The organism is Microbacterium sp. MMO-10, from assembly GCF_037148715.1.
Taxonomy (GTDB): domain Bacteria; phylum Actinomycetota; class Actinomycetes; order Actinomycetales; family Microbacteriaceae; genus Microbacterium.
Map to the genome: position 1 here is coordinate 36140 of NZ_JBBCSV010000002.1, position 15334 is coordinate 51473.

The 15334-nt window shown below is 72.6% G+C and carries 14 protein-coding genes; 2 read left to right on the plus strand and 12 right to left on the minus strand.

Annotation, left to right across the window (positions count from 1 at the left end; translation table 11 throughout):
- Positions 1-50: 50 nt before the first annotated feature.
- The 7 genes from WFJ17_RS04715 to WFJ17_RS04745 all read right to left on the minus strand — a co-directional run bounded on the left by WFJ17_RS04715 (position 51) and on the right by WFJ17_RS04745 (position 6225).
- A complete protein-coding gene (locus tag WFJ17_RS04715) occupies positions 51-638 on the minus strand; it encodes a GNAT family N-acetyltransferase (RefSeq protein ID WP_251438455.1) in 588 nt (195 codons plus the stop codon).
- Between the two features lie 50 nt (positions 639-688).
- The gene (locus WFJ17_RS04720) at positions 689-1840 is read right to left on the minus strand and encodes a mannitol-1-phosphate 5-dehydrogenase (protein WP_336647803.1); all 1152 of its coding nucleotides are present in this window, start codon (positions 1838-1840) and stop codon (positions 689-691) included.
- On the minus strand, positions 1840-2271 hold the full coding sequence (locus WFJ17_RS04725) for a PTS sugar transporter subunit IIA (RefSeq protein ID WP_336647804.1): 432 nt from the start codon (positions 2269-2271) through the stop codon (positions 1840-1842). Before WFJ17_RS04725 ends, WFJ17_RS04720 begins: the two co-directional genes overlap by 1 nt.
- Positions 2272-2295: 24 nt before the next feature.
- Complete coding sequence (locus WFJ17_RS04730; RefSeq protein WP_336647805.1) at positions 2296-3906, minus strand: PTS mannitol transporter subunit IICB; 1611 nt, start codon at positions 3904-3906, stop codon at positions 2296-2298.
- Positions 3907-3983: 77 nt separating this feature from the next.
- The gene (gene ptsP, locus WFJ17_RS04735) at positions 3984-5636 is read right to left on the minus strand and encodes a phosphoenolpyruvate--protein phosphotransferase (RefSeq protein ID WP_336647806.1); all 1653 of its coding nucleotides are present in this window, start codon (positions 5634-5636) and stop codon (positions 3984-3986) included.
- On the minus strand, positions 5636-5917 hold the full coding sequence (locus tag WFJ17_RS04740; protein ID WP_336647807.1) for an HPr family phosphocarrier protein: 282 nt from the start codon (positions 5915-5917) through the stop codon (positions 5636-5638). Before WFJ17_RS04740 ends, ptsP begins: the two co-directional genes overlap by 1 nt.
- Positions 5914-6225, minus strand: a complete 312-nt coding sequence (locus tag WFJ17_RS04745; RefSeq protein ID WP_292881558.1) for a PTS sugar transporter subunit IIB — start codon at positions 6223-6225, stop codon at positions 5914-5916. Before WFJ17_RS04745 ends, WFJ17_RS04740 begins: the two co-directional genes overlap by 4 nt.
- A 158-nt stretch (positions 6226-6383) precedes the next feature.
- Between WFJ17_RS04745 and WFJ17_RS04750 the strand changes: the two genes are divergently transcribed.
- On the plus strand, positions 6384-8318 hold the full coding sequence (locus WFJ17_RS04750; RefSeq protein ID WP_251438448.1) for a BglG family transcription antiterminator: 1935 nt from the start codon (positions 6384-6386) through the stop codon (positions 8316-8318).
- A gap of 7 nt (positions 8319-8325) precedes the next feature.
- Here WFJ17_RS04750 and WFJ17_RS04755 read toward each other — a convergent pair whose 3' ends face one another.
- The 3 genes from WFJ17_RS04755 to WFJ17_RS04765 are packed head-to-tail and all read right to left on the minus strand — an operon-like array spanning position 8326 to position 11104.
- Complete coding sequence (locus tag WFJ17_RS04755; RefSeq protein ID WP_292881552.1) at positions 8326-8580, minus strand: HPr family phosphocarrier protein; 255 nt, start codon at positions 8578-8580, stop codon at positions 8326-8328.
- Between the two features lie 2 nt (positions 8581-8582).
- Positions 8583-10277 (minus strand): phospho-sugar mutase, encoded by a 1695-nt coding sequence (locus tag WFJ17_RS04760; protein ID WP_336647808.1) that lies wholly within the window; start codon positions 10275-10277, stop codon positions 8583-8585.
- The gene (locus WFJ17_RS04765; protein ID WP_251438445.1) at positions 10274-11104 is read right to left on the minus strand and encodes a purine-nucleoside phosphorylase; all 831 of its coding nucleotides are present in this window, start codon (positions 11102-11104) and stop codon (positions 10274-10276) included. The genes WFJ17_RS04760 and WFJ17_RS04765 overlap by 4 nt, the downstream gene beginning before the upstream one ends.
- Before the next feature lie 95 nt (positions 11105-11199).
- Here WFJ17_RS04765 and WFJ17_RS04770 point away from each other — a divergent pair, with 95 nt between their 5' ends.
- Entirely contained in the window at positions 11200-12648 is a 1449-nt protein-coding gene (locus WFJ17_RS04770) for an NAD(P)H-quinone dehydrogenase (RefSeq protein ID WP_251438444.1), read from the plus strand.
- 85 nt (positions 12649-12733) lie between these two features.
- Here WFJ17_RS04770 and WFJ17_RS04775 read toward each other — a convergent pair whose 3' ends face one another.
- Together WFJ17_RS04775 and WFJ17_RS04780 are read right to left on the minus strand one after the other, a co-directional pair.
- Positions 12734-14503: an acetyl/propionyl/methylcrotonyl-CoA carboxylase subunit alpha gene (locus WFJ17_RS04775; protein WP_336647809.1), complete on the minus strand. Its 1770-nt coding sequence runs from the start codon at positions 14501-14503 to the stop codon at positions 12734-12736.
- 127 nt (positions 14504-14630) lie between these two features.
- Entirely contained in the window at positions 14631-15290 is a 660-nt protein-coding gene (locus tag WFJ17_RS04780) for a Maf family protein (protein ID WP_336647810.1), read from the minus strand.
- Positions 15291-15334 lie beyond the last annotated feature (44 nt).

Consider the following 15334-nt stretch of genomic DNA (forward strand, 5'->3'; position numbering starts at 1 on the left):
GATCCTATCCGCAGGCACGGGCGGCGGCGAGGGCCACGCAGGGGCGCACGTCAGCGGCGGCGGTCGAGGCGTGCGTCCAGGCCGTTGCGGACCGCGGGCCACTCGTGCGGGAGGATCGAGTACACGACGGTGTCGCGGTAGGCGCCGTCGGCGCCGATGCGATCGTTGCGCAGGATCCCGTCGAGCCGTGCGCCGAGCCGTTCGATCGCGGCACGGGACTGCCGGTTGTGGAAGTGCGTGCAGAACTGCACGCGGATCGCGTCGCACGTCTCGAAGGCGTGGGCGAGCAGGAGCCGCTTGGCGGACGGGTTCACCGCGGTCCCGTGCACCTCGGGCGACAGCCAGGTGTAGCCGATCTCGACGGTGCGGTTGGGCTGGTCGATGTCGCAGAACGTCGTCATCCCCACCGCGCGCCCCGTGTCGAGACGGACGACGGCGAAGGGGTTCATGGATCCCTCGGCATGCAGCCCCCGCCGCCGCGCGATCTCGGCGGGAACCCCCGCGGCCGCGGGCACCGACGTGTACCAGCGGTCTTCGAGGCCGGCGGTCGCGGCGGCGAGATCCTCGGCGTGCTCGGGCGCGAGCGGTTCCAGCCGCACGAAGTCGTTCTCGAGGGTGACGGGGGCGAGGAAGTCCATGAACCGAGCGTATCGGGACGCGTGGGGCGTCCCGATACGCTCGACGGGGCTCAGAGCGCGGCCTGGCGGGCCGTGACGGCCTCGCGCACGGCCGGGAACAGCGGGTGGTCCGGGTCGAGGCCGGTGACCTCGGTGACCAGCTCCGCCGCGGAGAGCGTGCGCAGCATCCCCTGCAACCGCACGGCCTCCTCATCGGCCGGATCCGCGAACGCCAGCGCGGCGCCCATCGCCCCCACCAGCGCGGCGGTGCCGAGTCCCCTCTCGGCGGCCTCCGCGGCGGGTTCTACGAAGCGCTCGTGGCGCGACAGCTTGCGCAGCGGCTGCCGTCCCACGCGCTGCACGGTGTCGGGCAGCGCGGGGTTGCGGAACCGGTCGAGGATCTTCGCGCGGTAGTCGGCGAGGTCCTGCGGATCCAGGCCGTGGCGTACGACCAGCACCGCAGCGGTCTCGGCGAGGGCGGCGCTCACCGCGGCCTCGATGGCCGGGTCGTCGAGCGACTCCGCGATCGTCGCGTGCCCCGCCGCGGCGCCGAGGTAGGCGGCGGCGGCGTGACCCGTGTTGACCGTGAACAGCTTGCGCTCGATGTACGGCGCCAGCGCATCGACGAAACGGGCACCCGGGACCCGCGGGGGAGTGCCTCCGAACGGGGCGGCCTCGATCACCCACTCGCAGTACGGCTCCACGGTCACGTCGATGCCCGCGGAGGCCTGCGGCGCGGGGACGATGCGATCGACCGCGGTGTTGGCGAACACGGCCCTCGCGAGCAACTGCGCGGCGCGGTCGCCCGCGGCGGCGGCGATCTCGTCCCGCAGCAGGTCGGTCGCGCCGATCGCGTTCTCGCACGCCATGATCGCGACGGGGGGCGCGTCCGGATCGCGGCGCTCGAGGCCCGCGACGATCACGGGAGCCACGAAACGGAGCACGGTCGGCCCGACCGCCGTGGTGACGACGGCGGCCGAGGCGACCGCGTCGGCCGCCGCCTCGGGGTCGCGGCGGCTGTCGACCGCCCGAAATCCCGTCACCACGTGGTCGCGGCCGCCGGGCCCCGCCTCGTGCACGGTGTACTCCGGCGCCGCGTTGATGGCGTCGACGAGGTCGGAGGCGACATCGGAGAACACCAGGTCGTAGCCGGCCTCGTGCAGCAGCAGGCCGACGAACCCGCGTCCGATGTTGCCCGCGCCGAAGTGCACCGCGATGGGCATCAGTCGTTCACCGCCGAAAGCAGCGCGTACAGCTCCTCCGCGGTGGCCGCGGCGGAGAGACGGGCGACGTCGTCCTCCTCGGAGAACGTGATCGCGATCTGCGACAGGATCTCCAGGTGCTCGTCGCCCTTGCCGGCGATGCCGATCACGAACGTGACGGGGTCGCCCGCCCAGTCGACGCCGCCGTCGTAGCGGATCACGCACAGGGCGGAGGCGAGGATCTCGTCCTTCGCCTCGTTCGTGCCGTGCGGGATCGCGAGGCCGTTGCCCATGAAGGTGGACACGGTCTGCTCGCGCCGGCGCATCGCGTCGAGGTAGGCGGGGGTCACCGCGCCGGCCTCGACGAGGAGGCCCGCCGCCTCCTGCAGCGCCTCGTCCTGTGTGACGGAGCCGGCATGGATGCGGACGCGGTCCGGGGTCAGGATGCTCATCTCGGATTCCTCTCGTGGTTCGGCTCAGGCGTCGCCGTCGCTCTGACGGCGGACCATCTCGACGACCTCGTCGTACTGGGGGGCGTTCATGAAGTTGTCCACCGACACGTGGATCGCGTCGCCGTTGCGCGCCTTCGCGCGGTCGGTGAGCTGCTGCTGCGTGACGATCAGGTCCTCCGTGCCGTCGAGGTTCGCGATCGCGCGGTTGGTGACCTCGATCCCCTCGACGCCGGCCTTCTTGATCTTGTTCCGCAGCACGCTCGCCCCCATCGCGGAGGAGCCCATCCCGGCGTCGCACGCGAAGACGATGCGCGAGATGCGCCGGTCGGTCGCGACGGGCGCCGTGGCGGAGGCGGCGCCGGCGGTCGACGCGCGCAGCGCGTCCATCGCGGCGGAGGACTTGCCCTTGTTGGCCTCGGTCTGCGCGATCGCCGCGCCGAACGTGTCGGCCTCGGCGGCGAGGTCGCGCTTGCGCGAGGCGCGCAGGATCACACCGGCGATGAGGAACGTGACGGTCGCGGCGAGCAGCACGGACAGGTACACGATCAGCAGGTTGCCGATGCCTCCGGCCGCGGGGCTGAGGGCGGCGGCGGTGACGGCGATGATGCTGCCGGGCGCGGCCGGGAAGGCCAGGCCCCCGCCGAGGATCATGTTCGTCGTGACGCCGGTCGCGCCGCCCGCGATGAGAGCGAGGACCGTCATCGGCTTGCTCAGGGCGTAGGGGAAGTAGATCTCGTGGATGCCGCCGAAGAAGTGGATGATGATGGCTCCCGGCGCGGAGGCCTTCGCCTCGCCGATGCCGAAGAAGGTGAAGGCGAGCAGCAGGCCGAGACCGGGTCCGGGGTTCGCCTCGATGAGGAACAGGATCGACTTGCCGACGTTCGTCGCCTGCTCGATGCCGAGCGGGGTGAACACGCCGTGGTTGATCGCGTTGTTCAGGAAGAGCACCTTGGCCGGCTCGACGATGATCGAGACGATGGGGAGCAGGTGGATCGACACGAGCCAGGCGACCACGGTGCCGAGCACGGCGCTGATCCCGAGCATCACGGGGCCGAATCCGAAGAATCCGACGATCGCGAGCAGCATGCCCAGGATGCCGGCCGAGAAGTTGTTCACGAGCATCTCGAAGCCGGGCCGGATCTTCCCGTCCCAGATCCGGTCCATCCACTTGGTGAGCAGACCCGCGAGCGGGCCCATGATCATCGCGCCCAGGAACATCGGGATGTCGGTGCCCACGATGACGCCCATCGTCGCGATGCTCGCGACCACGCCACCGCGCTCGCCGTACACCATGCGACCGCCGGTGTTGGCGATGAGCAGCGGGAGCAGGTACGTCACCATGGGCCCTACGAGGCCGACGTACTGCAGGAAGGTGGTGCCGTCCGGGGCCTTCGCGAGCGCGGTCATCGCGCCCTGCCAGCCGACCGCGTCGGCGTTGCCGAAGCCGCCGAGCAGGTCGGCGACCGGATGCCACTGGCCGAGCCAGCCCACCGCGATGAAGAGCATCGTGATGAAGCCCCAGGCGATGAAGGCGGCGATGTTGGGCATGATCATGCCCGAGAGGAAGGTTCCGAAGCGCTGGACCCCGACTCGGGCCCTGTTCACCCCGGAGGGGGTTGCTGACGTCGTCGTCATGGTGGTTCTCTCCTGATTTTCGGTGTGCGGTGCGGCCGCCGGGGCGGCTCTTTCGGGTGCGGAGTTGAGGGGCGGGACTATCCGGCGGCATCCAGGGCGGCCGCGCGCGCCGCCGCGGCGTCGTCCGCGTCGAGCGCGGCGGCGGCGATGCGCCGGGCGTCGTCGAGGGTGTGCGCGGCGAGGGCGTGGCGCACATCCGCCAGCGCGGCGGGCGCCATCGAGAGCGAGCCGACGCCGAGCCCGGCGAGCACGACGGCCAGCAGCGGGTCGGCGGCGGCCTCTCCGCACACGCCCACGGGCTTGCCGAGCGCGCCGCCGGCCCGCGCCACCTCGGCGACCAGGCGCAGGACCGCCGGGTGCCAGGGATCCTGGAAGGACGCGACGGATCCGAGCAGGCGGTCCGCGGCCATCGTGTACTGGGTGAGGTCGTTCGTCCCGATCGACGCGAAGTCGGCGTGCGCGAGCAGGCGCTCGGCGAGGAGCGCCGACGCGGGGACCTCGACCATGATGCCGGCCGTGCGCAGCCCGTGCTCCCGGGCGAGGGCGGTGAAGTACGCGGTCTCCTCGACCGTGGCGACCATGGGGGCCATGACCCACAGGTCCGCCTCCGTCTCCGCATCCGCTTCGGCGAGCGCGGTGAGCTGCTCGCGCAGGATGTCCTCGCTGGCCCGGAGCGCGCGCAGGCCGCGCAGCCCGAGCGCGGGGTTCTCCTCGTGCGCGTCGTTGAGGAACGGGAGGGGCTTGTCGGCGCCGGCGTCGAGCACGCGGACGACGACCTTCCTGCCGGCGAACGCGGAGAGCAGCTCCCGATACGCCTCGCGCTGCTGGGAGACGGTCGGCGCGTGCGTCGCGGACAGGAACAGGAACTCGGTGCGGAACAGGCCGACGCCCTCGGCGCCGCGGGCGACCGCGTCGGCGGCGTCGCCGGGCTTGCCGAGGTTCGCGAGCAGGGCGACCGGCGTACCGTCCGCCAGCGCGCCGGGGCTCGGCGGGGCGTCGTCGGCGGCGCGGCGTTCGGCGGCGCGCGCGGCGGCCCTCTCGAGCTCCTCCGCGGTCGGCTCCGTCGTCACCGTGCCGCTCGCGGCGTCGACGATCACGGTCTCCCCGTCGGTGAGGACCGTCGCGTCCCCGGCTCCGACGAGCGCGATGATGCCCTTCTCCCGCGCCAGGATCGCGGTGTGCGAGGTCGGCCCGCCGTCGGTCGTGACGAGCGCGAGCACCTTGTCGAGGTCCAGCAGCGCGGTGTCCGCCGGCGCGAGGTCGCGCGCGACGAGCACGAACGGGTGGCCCGGGTCGGGGACGCCGGGGGCGGGGACGCCGCGGAGCCGCGCGAGCACGCGCTGCGCGATGTCGTCGAGGTCGGCGGCGCGCTCGCCGAGGTAGCCTCCGACCGCCTCGAGGGAGGCGCGGAAGCCGGCGAAGGCGTCGTGCACGGCCCACTCGGCGGTGGAACCCGCGGCGATCCGCTCCTCGACCTCGTCGGCGAGCGTCGGGTCCTCGGCGATCATGGCCTGCGCCTCGAGCACCTCCGCCGCGGCACCGTCCACGGCCCCGGCGCGCCGGGTGAGATCGGCGGCCACGTGCGAGATCGCGTCCTGCACGCGCACCCGTTCGGCAGCGGCGCCCGCCGTGCTCGGCGCCTGCTCCGGCGCGGGGAGCGCCTCCGCCATCCGCTGGACGGGCCCGGTCGCGACGCCTTGCCCGATCCCGACGCCTCTGAGCGCGGCCATCAGGCGGCGCCCTCGTCGTGGTCGGTCGAGAGCAGGTCGGAGAGCAGGTCGAGGGTCGCCTCGGCGGTGTCGCCCTCGGCGGTGAGGGTCGCGTAGTCGCCCTGCTCGAGACCGAGCGCGATGACGCCGAGGATGCTCGCGGCGTTCACCGCCTTGCCCGAGTCCTTCGCGATCGTCACGGGGATCCCGGTCTCCTTGGCGGCCTGCGCGAAGAGCTTCGCGGGGCGGGCGTGCAGCCCGTGCGAGGATCCGATGCGGACGGTGCGGGTGAGCGCGGTCATGGCGTTCCTTTCGATGCGTTCTCGTCGAGGAGGGCGACGACAAGGGCGAGCGTGCGTGTGCCCTGGAGGTCGGCGAAGGCCTCCTCCGGGAGCACCGCGATGCGGGCGCGCGGTGCTCGCGCGCCGATCTCCTCGCGTCGTCCGGCGATGTGCGGGCCCACGAGGAGCACATCGGCGAAGGGGTCGATGCGGTCCACCGAAGCGGCCGCGACCTCCCAGTCGTGGCCGTCCGCCTGTGCTGCTCTGCGCAGCCGTCCGGCGACGAAGGTGCTGGAGGCACCGGCGCCGCAGATCACCTGGATCCTCATCGATTCATCCCTTCCCGGCCATTCTTCGGAGGGAGGGGGGACCGGGGCCACCAGGATCTCTTCCGCCCCGGCGGAACGACGGTTCCGCCCCTCGGCGTCGCGGATCCTGACATCATGAAGAGGGCCGTGCGGAGCGCGGGGAAGGCGAAGGGACAAGGGTGTCGACTCGACGGCAGGACCGGCTGCTGAGCGCGCTGCTGCGTGAGGACGCGTGGATCGCGGGCCCGCGTCTGGCGGATCTGCTCGGGGTGACCCCGCGCAGCGTCCGTGCCTACGTCACGGCGCTCAACGCGCGGGTGCCCGGAGGAGACGCCGTGCTGTCCGGCGCCTCGGGCTACCGTGCCGGAGCGTCCGCGCGCGCCGCCCTCGCCGCGCGCTCGGGGGACGACGCGACGCCGCGGGCGCGCCTGCACGTCCTGGTCCGCTCACTCCTGGACGAGGCGGACGGCATCGACGTCTTCGACACCGCGGAGCGCCTGCACGTGAGCGAGGCGACCCTCGAGGCGGATCTCGCGAAGGTGCGTTCGCTGCTGGACGGTGCGTCCGCGGACGGCGGGCTCGTGCTGGAGCGCGACCGCGACATCGTGCGCCTGCGCGGCGGCGAACGGGAGCAGCGCCGGCTGCTGAGCCGGCTCGCGCACGACGAGATGGACGCCGCGGAGTTCCCGGTGGATCCGTTCCGGCTGGCCCTCGGCGGGGGGACGATCCCGGCCGAGGCGGTCGGGCCGTTCCGCACGGCGCTCGTCGCGGCGCTGAGCGACCTCGGCTACTACGTCAACGAGCTCGCGATCGCCGACGTCCTCCTGCACATCGCGATCGCCGCCGATCGGGTGGCGGCGGGGCGGGAGCTGGACGGCGGCGACGCGGGCGCGGAGCCCGTCGAGGATCCGGTCGCCGGGGTGATCGGCCGTCTCGCCCGCACCCAGCTCGGGGTCGAGCTCGGCGCGGGCGACCTGGCGCATCTCGCCCGGCTGGTGCTGACGCGGATCGTGACGCCGGGCGGCACGGATCCCGCGACGCTGGCGCGGGCCGGGCTCGATCCCGTCGTCGAGGCCGCGGTGCGCGGGGTCGTCCGGCAGGCGTCGACGGACTATCAGGTGGACCTGGACGACGACGCCTTCGTGCTCCGGCTCGCGCTGCACGTGCAGAATCTGCTGCGGCGCGTGCAGGAGGAGTCGCGCACCCGCAATCCGCTCACGCGCTCGCTGAAGTCGGCCTATCCGATGCTCTTCGAGGTCGCGGTGTCGGTGGTGAGCGGCCTGCAGGAGCGACTGGGCCTGCGCGCCGACGACGACGAGATCGCCTACGTCGCGATGCACATCGGGGGACGGCTCGAGCGCAGTCGCCGCGCCGAGACCCTGCTCACCGCGACGATCGTGTGCCCCGGCTACTACGAGCTGCACGAGGTGCTCCGCTCCCGCGTGGACCACTCGCTCGGGCAGGGCATCGAGGTCGTGCGCGTCATCACCGCGATGGATCCGGGCGAGGACGAGATCGACACCGACCTCGTGCTCAGCACGGTCCCTCTGCCGGGGGCCGCGGAGCGGGTCGTGCTCATCCAGCCGTTCCTCACCGAGGCCGACGTCGAGCGGGTGCAGCAGGCGGCGGCCCGGCTGCGGCGCGCCCGCCGGCTCACCCGGCTGCGCGAGGAGCTCTCCCGCTACCTGTCCGCGGACGCCTTCGTGTCCCCGCTGCCCGATGCGGGGGAGGAGGAGATCATCCGCCTCCTCGGCGGGCGTCTGCTCCAGGCGGGCCTGATCGGCGAGGACTACATCGAGAACACGATCCAGCGCGAGCGGCTCTCCTCGACGGCGTTCAGCGACGCGCTCGCGGTGCCGCATGCGCTGCAGATGACGGCGCAGCGCACGGCGATCGCCGTGGGGGTCGCGGCGGGCTCGGTGGCGTGGGGGACGGGTCGCGTACGGGTGGTCGCACTCGCCGCCTTCAGCGAGCAGGACCGGGATGCGTTCCAGACCGTCTTCGAGCAGCTCGTGGAGGTGTTCGGCGAGGGCGACAGCGTGCAGCGCATCGTCCGCAGGAGCGCGACGTTCGCCGGCTTCCTGGACGAGCTCGTCGCCGTCATCGACGGCTGACGCGCGGTCAGGCCTGCAGCACCCGCGCGAGCGCGTCCAGCAGCCCCTCCGCGTCCGCGCCCTGCGCCGTGAGCACCACCTCGTCGCCCGCGCCGAGGGCCAGATCCATCACCGCGAGGACGCTGCGGAGATCGACGGTGCGGCCCGCGGACGTCGTGAGCTCGACGGCTCCCTCGTGGGCGAGGGCGAGCCGTACGAGCTCCGCGACGGGGCGCGCATGCGCGCCGCCCGCTGCGCGGATCACGACCGTACGGCTCGCCATCGTCAGCCGAGCCGGGCCAGCAGGTCCCTGATCGCGGCGTCGAGCGCCGCGACGGCATCGCGTGCGGCCGCGCCGGAGTCGGCCCGCGCGTCGATGTAGACCTTGAGCTTGGGCTCGGTGCCGCTCGGGCGCACGATCACGCGGGACCCGTCGGAGAGGCGGTAGCGCAGCACGTCCCCGGCCGGGGCGCCCGAGGTCGCGACGAGCAGATCCTCGGCCGAAGAGATCGAGATCTCGCCGAACGCCGTGGGGGGATCCTGCCGCAGCGCGGCCATGATCCGGCCGATCACGGCGACGTCCTCGACGCGGATCGACACCTGTCCGCTCGCGAAGTGCCCGACCTCCGCGGCGATCTCCTCGAGCAGGTCGGCCAGCGTCGCCTCGCGCGCCCGCGCCTGCGCGGCGAGGCCCAGCAGCGCCACCGCGGCGGAGATGCCGTCCTTGTCGCGCACCGTGTCCGGGTTCACGAGGTAGCCCAGGGCCTCCTCGTAGCCGAAGGCGATGCCGGGAGCGCGCGAGATCCACTTGAAGCCGGTCAGGGTCTCGTGGAAGTCCAGTCCGTAGCGCTCCGCGACCGCACCGAGGGCGGGGGAGGACACGAGCGAGCAGGCGAGCGAGGTGCCGGGGGCGGCGGGGCCGTCCGCGGTCGCGGCGCGTGCGGCGCGCCAGCCGAGCAGCAGGCCGACCTCGTTGCCGGTGAGCCGGCGCCAGCCTCCTTCGGCCGTCTCGTCGGGGATCCCCACGGCGAGCCGGTCGGCGTCGGGATCGTTCGCGATCACGAGCTCGGCGCCCAGCGTGCGCGCCTTCGCGAAGGCGAGGTCCATCGCGCCCGGCTCCTCCGGATTGGGGAACGAGACCGTGCGGAACGTCGGATCCGGGTCCCGCTGCTCGCTCACGGTCCAGGGCGCGGGGTAGCCGGCCTCGCCGATGATGCGGGAGAACGTCTCCCACCCGACGCCGTGCATGGCGGTGTAGACCCAGCGCAGGCCCGCGGTCCCGACCGGGGCGGGCGCCACGGCGGCGGTCGCGGCGACATACGCGTCCACGACGTCCTCGCCCGCGGTCTCGTAGGACTCCGAGCGCGGGATCGCGAGGGCGTCCCCGCGGTCCGCCACCCGCTGGATGTGCGCGGCGATCTCGGCGTCGGCCGGGGACACGATCTGCGACCCCTGGTCCGCGCCGCCGAGGTACACCTTGTAGCCGTTGTCGTTGGGCGGGTTGTGGCTCGCGGTCACCATGACGCCCGCGTCGGCCCCGAGGTGGCGCACCGCGAAGGCGAGCACGGGCGTCGGCAGCAGGCGCGGCAGCAGGACGGCCCGCAGCCCCGCGCCGGCGAAGATCTCCGCCGAGTCCTTCGCGAACACGCGGGAGTTCTTGCGGCCGTCGTAGCCGATGACGACGGTCGGCGCCGTGCCGGGGGCCGCCTTCTCGTGCAGGTAGGCGGCGAATCCGGCCGCCGCCTGCGCCACGAGCACGCGGTTCATCCGGTTGGATCCCGCCGCGATCTCGCCGCGCAGGCCGGCGGTGCCGAACGCGAGACGGGTGGAGAAGCGGTCGTCGAGGTCGGCGAGGGCCGCCTCGTCCCCGGATCCGGCCCGGGTGATGAGGCCGGCGAGCTCGTCGCGGGTCTCCGGGTCCGGATCCTGCCGCAGCCAGGCCCGCGCCTGCGCGAGCAGGGCCGCCTCCTGGCCGCTCACAGCGCCCCGATCACGCGGGCCAGCAGGCCGGAGATCACCGGCTCGGCCTCGCGTCCCGCCTCGATGACCTCGGCGTGGCTGAGCGGCGTCTTCTGGATGCCGGCGGCGAGGTTCGTGATGAGGGAGAAGCCGAGGACCTCCATGCCGGCCTGACGGGCGGCGATCGCCTCGAGCGCCGTGGACATGCCGACGATGTGGCCCCCCAGGTGCTTCGCCATCTGGACCTCGGCGGGCGTCTCGTAGTGCGGGCCGGTGAACTGGCAGTACACGCCCTCGTCGAGCGTGGGGTCGATGGTGCGGGCCAGGTCCCGCAGGCGGCGGGAGTACAGGTCGGTGAGGTCCACGAAGGTGGCGCCCTCGAGCGGGGAGTCGGCCGTGAGGTTGATGTGGTCGCTGATGAGGACCGGAGTGCCGGCCTTCCAGGTCTCCTTGATCCCGCCCGCGCCGTTCGTGAGCACCATCGTCTTCGCCCCGGCGGCTGCCGCGGTGCGCACGCTGTGCACGACGCGGCGGACGCCGTGCCGCTCGTAGTAGTGCGTGCGGGCGCCGATGACGAGCACGTGCTTCCCGTCCGGGGTGACGATGCTGCGCAGCGTCCCGACGTGGCCCTCGAGGGCGGGCTTGGAGAAGCCCGTGACCTCGGTGGCGGGGATCGTGGCGACGGTCTCTCCGATGAGCTCGGCGGCCTTGCTCCAGCCTGAGCCGAGCGTGACGGCGATGTCGTGGTGCTCGACGCCGGTCAGGCGATGGATGTCGGACGCCGCCTCCGCAGCGATCGCGAAGGGGTCGGCGCTCGGGTCGTCGAGGGGGTTGGTCTGATCAGCCATGAGAACGAGGATACGGCCCCGCGCTCGCGGCGGGGGAGGAGGGCGCGGAAGAGCAGCGCGGGCTCGGATCGTCCCCGCGGTGCGGATGCGGAAGAATGGATCCCATGACCTTGATGTTCGAGCGCTCTCAGCGTGTCGCCGTGCTCGGCGGCGGTCCCGGCGGATACGAGGCGGCGCTCGCCGCCGCACAGCTCGGGGCGGAGGTGACGCTCGTCGAACGGGTCGGCGTGGGCGGATCCGCCGTGCTCACCGACGTGGTGCCCTCGAAGAGCCTGATCGCCACGGCCGACGCCGCGGTGGCGATCAGCGAGGCCAGCGACCTCGGCGTGCAGTTCTACGCGAAGGGCGCCGAGGGCAAGCCGCTCAAGCCGCAGGTCGCGATCAACCTCGCCGCCGTGAACAAGCGGCTGATGGCGCTCGCGGGCCAGCAGTCCGAGGACATGCGCACCACCCTGCTCGACGCGGGGGTGACGATCCTCTCCGGCCACGGCCGCCTGGACGGTCCGAACGCGATCGTCGTGTCCACGTCCGTGGACGGCACCGACTTCGACCGGGTCGAGGCCGACACCCTCATCGTCGCCGTCGGGGCGTCCCCGCGCGAGCTCGACTCCGCCAAGCCGGACGGCGAGCGGATCCTCACCTGGACGCAGCTGTACGACATGAAGACGCTGCCCGAGCACCTCATCGTGGTCGGCTCCGGCGTCACCGGCGCCGAGTTCGCGTCGGCGTACATGAACCTGGGCGCCAAGGTCACCCTGATCTCCAGCCGCGACCAGGTGCTCCCCGGCGAGGACCAGGACGCGGCGCACGTGCTGGAGAAGGTCTTCAAGCGCGGCGGGATGCGGGTGCTGTCCAAGTCCCGCGCCGACAAGGTCGAGCGCACGGCGGACGGCGTCATGGTGACGCTCTCGGACGGGCGCACGGTCGAGGGCAGCCACTGCCTGATGGCGGTCGGATCCATCCCGAACACCGCGGGGATCGGTCTGGAGGACGTCGGCGTCGAGCTGACCGCCTCGGGGCACATCCGCGTCAACCGGGTCGCTCGCACCTCGGTCTCCAACATCTACGCGGTCGGCGACTGCACGAACTTCTTCCCGCTCGCCTCCGTCGCCTCGATGCAGGGCCGCACAGCCGTTTTCCACGCCCTGGGCGACATCGTGATCCCGCTCGAGAAGCTGAAGATCACCGCCAACATCTTCACCGCGCCCGAGATCGCGACCATCGGCTTCTCCGAGAAGGACATCGAGGACGGCGTGGCCGACGGCATCGCCTACAAGCTGCCGCTCGCCGCCAACCCGCGCGCGAAGATGCAGGGGATCCGCGACGGCTTCGTGAAGATCATCGCCCGCAAGGGATCCGGCACGGTCATCGGCGCCGTGATCGTGGCCCCGCGCGCCTCGGAGCTGATCTACCCGCTCGCGATCGCCGTGGAGCGCCGCCTCAACGTCGACCAGGTGTCCCGCGTGTTCGCGGCCTACCCGTCGATCACGAGCAGCATCACCGACGCGACCCGCGCGATGCACCAGGTGTACATCGCCAACTGACGCGGACACGACGAAGCGGCGCCCCCTTCCGGGAGCGCCGCTTCGTTGTATCGCGGTCCTGCGGCCTTCGGGCCTGCGGATCCGGTCAGCTGATCGTGAGGAGCTGGTGGCCGGCCGACACGGTCGCGCCGGCGTCGGCGTTGATGTTGCCGATCACGCCGTCCTTGTGCGCCTGCAGCGGCTGCTCCATCTTCATCGCCTCGAGGACCACGACGAGATCGCCCTTGACGACCTGCTGCCCCTCCTCGACCGCGACCTTGACGACCGTGGCCTGCATCGGCGACTTCACGGCATCGCCGGAGGCGCCGGCGTTCACCGTCTTGGCGTGGCTGCGACGCGACGGCGGCACCGCCGCGGGGCGTCCGCCCGTGCCCACGACGGACGCGGCGACGCGGTCGGGCAGGCTCACCTCGAGGCGCTTGCCGGCGACCTCGACGACGACCGTGTGGCGGCCCTTCGGCTCGGCCGCGGCCTCGAGCTCGCCGTCCCACGCCGGGATGTCGTTGACGAACTCCGTCTCGATCCAGCGCGTGTACACGCCGAAGGTGCCGTCCTCCGCCGTGAAGGCGGGGTCGTTGACGACCTTGCGGTGGAACGGCAGGACGGTCGGCAGGCCGGAGACCTCGAACTCGTCGAGTGCGCGGCGCGAGCGCTCCAGCGCCTCGGCGCGGTCCTTGCCGGTCACGATGATCTTCGCGAGCAGGGAGTCGAACGCGCCGGAGACCACATCGCCTGCGGTGACGCCGGAGTCGAGGCGGATGCCGGGGCCGCCGAACGTCTTGAACACGTGCACGGGACCCGGCTGCGGCAGGAAGCCCCGGCCGGGGTCCTCGCCGTTGATCCGGAACTCGATCGAGTGCCCCTGCGGGGCGGGGTCGTCGTAGTCGATGGTGCCGCCGGCGGCGATGCGGAACTGCTCGCGGACGAGGTCGATCCCGGTGACCTCCTCGGAGACCGGGTGCTCGACCTGCAGGCGGGTGTTCACCTCGAGGAACGAGACGGTGCCGTCGGCGCCGATGAGGAACTCGCAGGTCCCCGCGCCGACGTAGCCGACCTCCTTGAGGATCGCCTTGGACGCGGAGTACAGGAGCGCGTTCTGCTCGTCGGTGAGGAACGGCGCGGGGGCCTCCTCGACAAGCTTCTGGTGGCGGCGCTGCAGCGAGCAGTCGCGCGTGGAGATGACGACGACGTTGCCCTTGGCGTCGGCGAGGCACTGGGTCTCGACGTGGCGCGGCTTGTCGAGGTACTTCTCCACGAAGCACTCGCCGCGGCCGAAGGCGGCGACGGCCTCGCGGGTGGCGGACTCGAAGAGCTCGGCGACCTCGTCGAGCTCGCGGGCGACCTTGAGACCGCGACCGCCGCCGCCGTATGCGGCCTTGATCGCGATCGGAAGGCCCACCTGCTCGGCGAAGGCGACCACCTCGGCGGCCGTCTCGACGGGGCCGGGGGTGCCCGGCGCGAGCGGGGCGCCGACCTTCTCGGCGACGTGACGCGCGGTCACCTTGTCGCCGAGCGCCTCGATCGCCTCGGGGGAGGGGCCGATCCAGACCATGCCCGCGCCGATGACGGCACGGGCGAACTCGGCGTTCTCGGCGAGGAAGCCGTAACCGGGATGCACGGCGTCCGCGCCCGCGCGCCGGGCGATCGAGAGGATCTTGTCGATCTGCAGATAGGTCTCCGCACTCGTGGATCCGTCGAGGGCGTAGGCCTCGTCGGCGAGACGGGTGTGCATGGCGTCACGGTCCTGGTCCGCATAGATGGCGACGGAGGAGAGACCGGAGTCGCGCGCAGCGCGGATGATGCGGACGGCGATCTCGCCGCGGTTGGCGACGAGCACCTTGGCGATGTCAGGCATGAGTGTCAGCCTATCGACAGCGCCGCCGATATTTTTGACGACCCTCCACAAGAATCCGGAGGATTCACGTCCTGGATCCTACGAAGGGCCGGGCCGACGTCGGGCGGGCGCGCGGCGGGAGTCGCGCTCAGGAGGCGCCAGGGACCGCGTTCCAGAGGTCGGTCCAGCGGATCCCGAGCCGGCCGGCGAGGCGACGCAGGGTCGACAGCGACATCCCGACGACCGTGGAGGGGTCGCCCTCGACGCGCTCGATGAACGCGCCGCCCAGGCTGTCCACCGTGAAGGCTCCCGCGACGAGCAGCGGTTCCCCCGTGGCGACGTAGGCCTCGATCTCGGCGTCGTCCACGTCGGCGGCGAAGGTGACCGCGGCCTCCGCGACCGCGTGCACCTCCTCGGCGGGGGCATCGGGACGCACGAGGATCACGCTGTGCCCGGAGTGCAGCACGCCGGTGCGGCCCCGCATCGCATGCCAGCGCGCGATCGCGCGCTCAGGCTCGTGGGGCTTGCCGTGCACGGCGCCGTCGATCTCGAACATGGAGTCGCCGCCGATCACGATCCCCGCGAAACCGGGATCCAGCTCGTGGATGCGACCGGCGACCTCGGCCGCCTTCGCACGCCCGAGGAGCAGCACGACCTCCTCCGGCGCGAGCGGCCGGCCGAGGCGCTCGGCCTCCGCGGCGGCGACCGCGTCCTCGTCGACGTCGGGGCTCACGCAGATCGGCTCGATGCCGCTCTGCCGCAGCAGGGCGAGCCGGGCGGGCGAGGTGGAGGCGAGGCACACGCGCATGCACCCACGCTATCGGGTCGGGATCCACGGACCCCGAGGTCTGG